The 8787-nt window shown below is 74.4% G+C and carries 7 protein-coding genes; 5 read left to right on the forward strand and 2 right to left on the reverse strand.

What is annotated here, in order from left to right:
- Positions 1-21: 21 nt before the first annotated feature.
- Entirely contained in the window at positions 22-1122 is a 1101-nt protein-coding gene (locus ACF1CT_RS24360) for a DUF5937 family protein (protein WP_391786080.1), read from the reverse strand.
- Positions 1123-1405: 283 nt separating this feature from the next.
- Complete coding sequence (locus ACF1CT_RS24365; RefSeq protein ID WP_391786034.1) at positions 1406-2644, reverse strand: threonine aldolase family protein; 1239 nt, start codon at positions 2642-2644, stop codon at positions 1406-1408.
- Between the two features lie 250 nt (positions 2645-2894).
- On the opposite strand from ACF1CT_RS24365, the gene ACF1CT_RS24370 reads away from it, so the two are divergent.
- Genes ACF1CT_RS24370 through ACF1CT_RS24390 form a run of 5 tightly spaced genes read left to right on the forward strand, consistent with a single transcriptional unit; the run spans position 2895 to position 8626 of the window.
- Entirely contained in the window at positions 2895-3845 is a 951-nt protein-coding gene (locus tag ACF1CT_RS24370; RefSeq protein ID WP_391786035.1) for a Rossmann-like and DUF2520 domain-containing protein, read from the forward strand.
- Complete coding sequence (panC, locus tag ACF1CT_RS24375; protein ID WP_391786036.1) at positions 3842-5044, forward strand: pantoate--beta-alanine ligase; 1203 nt, start codon at positions 3842-3844, stop codon at positions 5042-5044. The genes ACF1CT_RS24370 and panC overlap by 4 nt, the downstream gene beginning before the upstream one ends.
- Complete coding sequence (locus tag ACF1CT_RS24380) at positions 5041-6795, forward strand: L-aspartate oxidase (protein WP_391786037.1); 1755 nt, start codon at positions 5041-5043, stop codon at positions 6793-6795. Before panC ends, ACF1CT_RS24380 begins: the two co-directional genes overlap by 4 nt.
- Positions 6796-6797: 2 nt before the next feature.
- A complete protein-coding gene (nadC, locus tag ACF1CT_RS24385; RefSeq protein WP_391786038.1) occupies positions 6798-7829 on the forward strand; it encodes a carboxylating nicotinate-nucleotide diphosphorylase in 1032 nt (343 codons plus the stop codon).
- Positions 7829-8626 (forward strand): type III pantothenate kinase, encoded by a 798-nt coding sequence (locus ACF1CT_RS24390; protein WP_391786039.1) that lies wholly within the window; start codon positions 7829-7831, stop codon positions 8624-8626. Before nadC ends, ACF1CT_RS24390 begins: the two co-directional genes overlap by 1 nt.
- Positions 8627-8787 lie beyond the last annotated feature (161 nt).

Here is an 8787-nt window from a genome sequence, read left to right on the forward strand (position 1 = left end):
TCCGGCCGGCGGCGGCCCGGATCAGCGCAGGATGCCTTCCAGGAAGTCGCTGCCGAGCCGGGCCACGGTGGTCAGATCCAGTTGGTGCAGTACGTACCGGCCGCGCCGACGGGTGGTGACCAGGCCCGCCTTCTTCAGCACCGACAGGTGCCGGGAGACCTCGGGGGCCGTGATGCCGTGCGTTTCCGCGAGTTCGCCGGTGGTGTGCGCGGAGCGGGCGAGATGGCGGCACAGGCGCATCCGCATCGGGTGGGCCAGTGCCTCCATGCGCAGTTGGAGCAGTTCCACGGAGGCCGGGCAGGGCAGTTCCGGCTGGTGCACGGGGTAGTGGATCACCGGACGCCAGCCCGGTGCGTGCAGCAGGTTCAGGTGCGGCCAGCCGAAGGTGGACGGGATGAGGGTGAGCCCGAGGTCCACGGCGCTGGTACGGCCCTCGGTCAGCTTGTCGGCGCTGATCCTGCTCCCCGCCTCGTCGACGCTCAGCGCCGGGGACACCGCCGCCAGCGCCTCGGCGAGCCCCTTGCGCCGCAGCACATCCGTCTTGTGCCGGGCGTCGGCGACCAGCTGGACCCGCACCCGCTGCCAGGTGTCGGCGAAGAACGCCTGGTCGCAGTCCTCGAAGAGGCGCCGGACCCAGCGGCGCACCGGGGCGGGATCGGCCAGCAGCTGCTGGGTGAACTCCACCTGCCGGGGGCCGCGCGCCGCCGCCATCTCCAGGGCCCTGGCACCCATCGTCGCGTTGCCGAGCGGGGAGGGCGCGCCGACCCCGTACAGGCTGGTGCAGGTGAACTCCAGGGCGGCGGAGACGAACCGCTCGTCGTCGAGGCGGTCGAGGACGTCCAGGTCCTCGGCGAGGTTCGCGCCCGTTCCGCCGTTGCCGCCGCGGACCCCGGCGAACGCCAGGAAGATGTCCGAGAACGTGTGGCGCCACAGGAAGTCGGCCTCGTGCAGCCGGTCGGCGAGATCGGGTTCCAGCGCGCTGGCGGTCGCCGTCGCCCAGCCGTGCAGGCCCGGGTGGTGACCGGGCTCGGAGAGGGCGTGCAGGGCCAGGCACAGTTCGGCCAGGGGAGAGGTCTCGAAGACGATGCGTTCGGGGGCCAGCCCCTTGATGTCGATGTGCACGCTCACCCCTCCATGGTGCGGGGTCGCGTGCGGAAGGCCCCCGTCGTTTGACGGGGGTCGTCAAACGACGGGGCGCGGCGGCGGGGCCCGGACCGGGGCGGGTCCACGGACGCCGTTCGGCCTCCCCGGCTCGTTACCGTGCGGCCGGTGGCGGACGGTGCCGCGGGACCTGTTCACCCGCCGCCGTGCCCGCGCCCCGCGCACCCGCCGCGTCCGGCCGATGCGGTGAGCGGGCAATGCGGTGGGCGGGCAGGACGCGGTGTGCCGTCCGACAGGCAGGTCCTCAGGCGGACGCCACCAGCTCCAGGAACGCCGCGACCGCCTCCCGGACGTCGGCCGCCGTCCACTCCAGCCCTTCCCGTCCCACCGTGACCTCGGTGAACGCCACACCGGGCGGACCGGCCGACGTGGTGTGCCAGCTGGAGAAGAGCACCACCCCCGTCTCCTCCGCCTGCCGCACCGCCGCCTCCGTCAGGACGGCCGCCGGGTACGGCAGCCACACCTGGAACTGGTGCGTGTGCGGCGGCTCCGGATGCACCCGGTACCAGCCGACGCCGGACGCCTCGAAGCCCTCCACCAGCGCCTCGGCCACCACCTTCGCCTGCGCCACGTACGACGGCAGCCGGGGCAGCTCCCGGTCCAGTCCGATCAGCGCGGCGAGCGCCGCCGGGAACTGCTGGAACAACTGGCCGCCGTAGCGGTGCCGCCAGGTGCGGGCCTCCTCGATCAGGGACTCGGGGCCGGCCAGCGCCGCCCCGGAGAGCCCGCCCAGCGTCTTGTAGAACGAGACGTACACACTGTCCGCGAGCGCCGCGATCTCCGCCGGCTCCCGCCCGAAGTGCGGGGCGCACTCCCACAGCCGCGCCCCGTCGAGGTGGACCACGGCATCGCGTTCCCGCGCCGCCGCCACCACGTCCTGGAGCTCCTCCCAGGTGGGCAGGAGGAAACCGGCGTCGCGCAACGGCAGCTCCAGCATCAGCGTGCCGAACGGCTCGTCGAGGTCACGGATCTCCTCTGCCGTGGGCTGCCGGGGCTCGGACGTCGGGTGGACGGTGCGCAGGCCGCTCACCACGCCCAGCGCGCCGCGCTCGTGCACCTCGGGGTGGGACAGCGGGTGCAGGGCGACCACGGGGTTGCCCGTGCGCCCGGCCCAGCACCGCAGTGCGACCTGCTGCGCCATCGTCCCGGTCGGGAAGAACGCCACCGCCTCCTTGCCCAGCAGCTCCGCGATCCGCTCCTCCAGTTCGGCGACCACGCCGTCCCCGTACATGTCCGTGGGACGGTCGAGATCGGTGACGCCCCCGGCGTCCGCCACCAGCTCCGCCAGGCGCTCACCGAGCGGGACGTGCATGTGCGGTCGCCACAGGGTCCGGTCGGCCGAGTGCCAGGCCCGTACCCGGCGCAGCCGCTGCTCGTCGCGCGCCGCGCGACTGTCCTCGTGCGGCTGTCCGTCCGCCGGAGCGGCCTCCTGCCGGGGCCGTTCCCGCCGTGCTTGTTCGTCCGTGTCTGCCGTATCCGTCATGGCACGATCATCACGCAGGGCGGACCCCGGGCCCGCATGGTTTTCGGGGCTCTCCGCCCGGTGCCCGTCGCCGTCCGTACCGTTCCTGTCGCGCTCCGTTCCGCGCCCGGGGCCCTTTGCGCCCCGCCTCCGCGGTCCGCGGGCCTCGCCCACAGGCTGTGGACGGCCGGGGCCCGGGCGAAGCGCTGGCGTAGCATGCAGAGGAATCGTCCGGTACCCCCTGCGGACTGGAACGGAAGGCCACCGCCGCGTGAACACAACGAATTCCAAGGAGCCCCTCGACGCGAGGGACCGTCCCGCCCGACTCACGGTCGGCGTCGTGGGCGCGGGCCGCGTCGGCCCCGCGCTCGCCGCCTCCCTGCGCCTCGCCGGGCACCGCCCGGTCGCCGTCTCCGGCGTCTCCGACGCGTCGGTGCGCAGGGCGGCCGAGCTGCTGCCGGAAGTACCGCTGGTGGCGCCCGCCGAGGTGCTCGCCCGCGCCGAACTCGTCCTGCTGACCGTGCCCGACGACGCCCTTCCCGGCCTGGTCGAGGGCCTTGCCGGAACCGGTGCGGTGCGGCCCGGCCAGCTCATCGTCCACGCGTCGGGGCGGTACGGGACGAAGGTGCTGGACCCCGCCCTGCGGGCCGGTGCGCTGCCGCTGGCCCTGCACCCGGTGATGACGTTCACCGGCACCCCCGTCGACGTCCAGCGGCTGGCCGGCTGTTCCTTCGGAGTGACCGCCCCCGAAGAGCTGCGGCTCGCCGCCGAGGCGCTGGTCATCGAGATGGGCGGCGAGCCCGAGTGGATCGCGGAGGAGTCCCGCCCGCTCTACCACGCGGCGCTCGCGCTCGGCGCGAACCACCTGGTCACCCTGGTCGCCCAGTCGATGGAACTGCTGCGCACGGCCGGGGTCGCCGCCCCCGACCGGATGCTCGGCCCGCTCCTCGGTGCCGCGCTCGACAACGCCCTGCGCTCCGGCGACGCCGCCCTGACCGGCCCGGTGGCCCGCGGCGACGCGGGCACGGTCGCCGCGCACATCGGCGAGCTGCGCAGGCACGCGCCACAGGCCGTGGCCGGGTACGTCGCGATGGCCCGTGCCACCGCCGACCGTGCGCTCGCCCACGGCATGCTCAAGCCGGAACCGGCCGAGGACCTGCTCGGAGTCCTCGCCGACGACCCCGGCACCACGGGCGGCCCCGGACCCGGGGAGTCGCGATGACCCACGCACCGGGCGGTGCCGGCGCCCCCCGCCCCACCGCCGCCGACAGCCCCCGCCCCACCACCGACAGCACCGCAACCATGACCACGACCTCCGCGCACGCGCCCGTCGCGCCCGCCTCCGCGTCCCCCGCCTCCGCGTCCGGTCCTCACGCGTCCGGTCCTCACGCGTCCGGCCTTCACGCGTCCGCCGGAAGCCCGGGGGCGGTCCTGCTCCGCACGGCCGCCGAGCTGGCCGGCTTCGCCCCTCGCAACGGCCTGCGGGCCGTCGTCATGACGATGGGCGCCCTGCACGAGGGCCACGCCACCCTGATCCGTGCCGCACGCGCCGCCGCGGGCCGGGACGGCCAGGTCGTCGTCACCGTCTTCGTCAACCCGCTCCAGTTCGGCGAGGCCGCCGACCTGGAGCGCTACCCCCGGACCCTCGACGCCGACGTCGCCGTGGCGGGGGCGGCCGGTGCGGACGCCGTCTTCGCGCCGTCCGTCGAGGAGGTCTACCCCGGCGGCGAACCGCAGGTCCGGATCTCGGCGGGCCCCATGGGCGAGCGGCTCGAAGGCGCCTCGCGCCCCGGGCACTTCGACGGCATGCTCACCGTCGTCGCCAAGCTCCTCCACCTCACCCGCCCCGACCTGGCGTTCTACGGGCAGAAGGACGCCCAGCAGCTTGCCCTGATCCGGCGCATGGCGCGCGATCTGAACTTCCCCGTGGAGATCGTCGGAGTGGAGACGGTCCGCGAGCCGGACGGGCTTGCCCTGTCCAGCCGCAACCGCTTCCTGGACCCCGGGGAACGGCACACCGCCCTCGCCCTGTCCCGGGCCCTGTTCGCGGCACACGACAGGCTCGCCGCCCAGCAGGCGCTGCACGCCCGCGCGCAGACCACCGCGGCGACCACCGGCCGGGCCGCCGCGCTCACCGCGCTCGGCGAGGCCCGCGCCGCCGCCGACACCCAGGCGGTGGCCCTGGCCCGCCCCGTCGACGGACCGGCGGCCGTGCGGGCCGCCGCGCAACTGATCCTCGACGACGCGGCCGCCGAACAGCCGCCGCTGGCCCTGGACTACCTCGCGCTCGTGGACCCGGCCGACTTCACCGAGATCCCCGACGACCGCACCACCGGCGAGGCGATCCTCGCCGTCGCCGCGCGGGTCGGCACGACCCGCCTCATCGACAACATCCCGCTGACCTTCGGAGCCACCACGTGACCGGAATACGGCTGACCGCCCCTGCCCCCGGCTGGTCCATCGACGCCGACGTCGTGGTGGTCGGCTCGGGCGTGGCCGGTCTCACCGCCGCACTGCGCTGCGCCGCCGCGGGCCTCGCCACCGTCGTCGTCACCAAGGCCCGCCTCGACGACGGCTCCACCCGCTGGGCACAGGGCGGCATCGCCGCGGCCCTCGGCGAGGGCGACACCCCCCAGCAGCACCTGGACGACACCCTGGTCGCGGGCGCGGGCCTGTGCGACGAGGACGCGGTCCGCGCCCTGGTCACCGAGGGCCCGGACGCGGTGCGTCGGCTCATCGGGACCGGCGCCCGCTTCGACACCACGGACGGCGGCGACATCGCGCTGACCCGCGAGGGCGGTCACCACCGCCGCCGCATCGCCCACGCGGGCGGCGACGCCACGGGGGCCGAGATCTCCCGGGCCCTCGTCGACGCGGTCCGCGAGGCGGCCCTGCACACGGTCGAGAACGCCCTCGTCCTGGACCTCCTCACCGACGCCGAGGGCCGTACCGCGGGCGTCACCCTGCACGTCATGGGCGAGGGCAGGCACGACGGCGTCGGCGCGGTCCGGGCCCCCGCCGTGGTCCTCGCCACCGGCGGCATGGGTCAGGTCTTCTCCGCCACCACCAACCCGGCGGTCTCCACCGGCGACGGCGTCGCCCTGGCGCTGCGGGCGGGCGCGGAGGTCTCCGACCTCGAATTCGTCCAGTTCCACCCCACGGTCCTCTTCCTCGGCGCCGGTTCCGAGGGCCAGCAGCCGCTGGTGTCGGAGGCGGTACGGGGCGAGGGCGCCCATCTCGTCGACGCGTCCGGCACCCGCTTCATGCTCGGACAGCACGAACTCGCCGAGCTTGCCCCGCGCGACATCGTCGCCAAGGCCATCACCCGGCAGATGGAACGGCACGGCACCGAGCACATGTACCTCGACGCCCGCCACTTCGGCGCCGGGATGTGGGAACAACGCTTCCCCACCATCCTGGCCGCCTGCCGCACCCACGGCATCGACCCGGTCACCGAGCCGATCCCGGTGTCGCCCGCCGCGCACTACGCCTCCGGCGGCGTCCGCACCGACCTGCGGGGCCGTACCACCGTGCCCGGCCTGTACGCCTGCGGCGAGGTCGCCTGCACCGGTGTGCACGGTGCCAACCGGCTGGCGTCCAACTCGCTGCTGGAGGGCCTCGTCTTCGCCGAGCGCATCGCGGCGGACATCGTCGGGCACCTGCCCCGCGCGGGCGCCGCGGTCACCGACCCCGGCCCGGCCCCCTCCCCGCTGCTCGACCCCGGGGCCCGGACCGCCGTCCAGCGGATCATGACCCGCGGCGCCGGTGTCCTGCGCTCCGCCGAGGGCCTGGCCGCCGCCGCCGAGGCGCTCGAAGCCCTCCACGACGACGCCGTCCGGGCCGCCGCCGGGGACGGGAGCACGGACGGGCCGAAGCCCGTGGAGCCCGGCGTCCACGCGTGGGAGGCCACCAACCTGCTGCTCGTCTCGCGCGTCCTGGTCGCCGCCGCCCGGCGGCGCGAGGAGACCCGCGGCTGCCACTGGCGCGAGGACCGGCCCGAGCGCGACGACGAGAACTGGCGCCGCCACCTCGTCGTCCGGCTCACCCCCGAGCGCCGTCCGGTCCTGCGCCGGACGGAGACCGAGGCATTCGGCCCCGTGGACCCCGCACAGCCGTCACACTGCGCAGCAGCACCCCCGAACCACCCCTCCGACGTCACCGAGGAGTCGTAACCGTGAGCACGCCCGAAGAGAACCCGCGCCCCGAACCCGTGGACGTACCGCTGATCCAGATCGGTGTGCCCGCACCGTCCGCGGGCGGCTGCGGGGACGGCTGCGGCTGCGGCGGGGACATCGACGACCTGGAGTGCGGTCTCGATCCCGACCTGGCCCGGCTCCTCGCCGACGCGGGTCTGGACCCGGTCCAGGTCGAGGACGTCGCGCACGTCGCCCTCGCGGAGGACCTCGACGGCGGCGTCGACGTCACCACCGTCGCCACCGTCGCCGAGGACGCCGTGGCCACCGGCGACTTCACCGCCCGCGAGAACGGTGTCGTGGCCGGGCTGCGCATCGCCGAGGCGGTCCTGTCCATCGTCTGCACCGACGAGTTCGCGGTCGAGCGCCACGTCGAGGACGGCGACCGGGTCGTCCCCGGCCAGAAGCTGCTGACCGTCACCACCCGCACCCGCGACCTGCTCACCGGCGAGCGCAGCGCGCTCAACCTGCTGTGCAGGCTCTCCGGCATCGCGACCGCCACCCGCGCCTGGGCCGACGTGCTGGAGGGCACCGGGGCCGAGGTCCGCGACACCCGCAAGACCACGCCCGGCCTGCGCGCCATGGAGAAGTACGCGGTGCGCTGCGGCGGCGGCGTCAACCACCGCATGTCGCTCTCGGACGCCGCACTGGTCAAGGACAACCACGTCATCGCGGCGGGCGGGGTGGCCGAGGCGTTCAAGCGGGTACGGGACGCCTTCCCGGACGTGCCGATCGAGGTCGAGGTCGACACCCTGCAACAGGTCCGCGAGGTCATCGACGCGGGTGCCGACCTGATCCTGCTGGACAACTTCACCCCCTCGCAGACCGCCGAGGCCGTCGCCCTGGTCGGTGGCCGCGCGGTCCTGGAGTCGTCCGGACGGCTCTCCCTCGACACCGCGCGCGCCTACGCCGAGGCGGGCGTCGACTACCTTGCCGTCGGCGCGCTCACCCACTCCTCGCCGATCCTCGACATCGGCCTGGACTTCCGCGACACCGACGGGGCCGAAGCCTGATGCTGCTCACCATCGACGTCGGCAACACCCACACCGTCCTCGGCCTGTTCGACGGGGAGGAGATCGTCGAGCACTGGCGGATCTCCACCGACGCCCGCCGCACCGCCGACGAGCTCGCGGTCCTGCTCCAGGGTCTGATGGGCATGCACCCGCTGCTCGGCGAGGAACTCGGCGACGGCATCGAGGGCATCGCGATCTGCTCCACGGTCCCCGCCGTCCTGCACGAGTTGCGCGAGGTCACCCGCCGCTACTACGGCGACGTGCCCGCCGTCCTGGTGGAGCCCGGCATCAAGACCGGCGTGCCGATCCTCATGGACAACCCGAAGGAGGTCGGCGCGGACCGCATCATCAACGCGGTCGCCGCCGTCGACCTGTACGGCGGTCCGGCGATCGTCGTCGACTTCGGCACGGCCACCACCTTCGACGCGGTCTCCGCCCGGGGCGAGTACACCGGCGGCGTGATCGCGCCCGGCATCGAGATCTCGGTCGAGGCACTCGGCGTCAGGGGCGCCCAGCTCCGCAAGATCGAGCTGGCCCGGCCGCGCAGCGTGATCGGCAAGAACACGGTCGAGGCGATGCAGGCGGGCATCATCTACGGCTTCGCCGGCCAGGTCGACGGGGTCGTCGCCCGGATGAAGAAGGAACTGGCGGCCGACCCCGACGACGTCACGGTCATCGCGACGGGCGGTCTTGCTCCGATGGTGTTGGGCGAGTCCTCCGTGATCGACGAGCACGAGCCCTGGCTGACCCTCATCGGCCTGCGCCTGGTGTACGAGCGGAACGTCTCCCGGATGTAGCCGGACCCCGGCGCACCTGCGACAACGCGGTGGGGCGGGGGGGGGGGGCCCCCCCCCCCCCCCCCCACCGGTTTACAAAATTTTTAAATTTAACAATGGTGTTGAGCCCCAGACCCCCCCCACCCAAACAACCGCCGCGAGTGGGTGTGGGGCGGCCGGAA

The sequence above is a fragment of the Streptomyces sp. NPDC014734 genome (assembly GCF_043083325.1).
In the GTDB taxonomy this organism is placed as follows: Bacteria; Actinomycetota; Actinomycetes; order Streptomycetales; family Streptomycetaceae; genus Streptomyces.

Excerpts from the sequence above, each read along its gene's own strand:
- ACF1CT_RS24365 (WP_391786034.1), bottom strand. The coding sequence starts at position 2,644 with ATGACGGATACGGCAGACACGGACGAACAAGCACGGCGGGAACGGCCC.
- panC (WP_391786036.1), top strand. The coding sequence starts at position 3,842 with ATGACCCACGCACCGGGCGGTGCCGGCGCCCCCCGCCCCACCGCCGCC.
- ACF1CT_RS24390 (WP_391786039.1), top strand. The coding sequence starts at position 7,829 with ATGCTGCTCACCATCGACGTCGGCAACACCCACACCGTCCTCGGCCTG.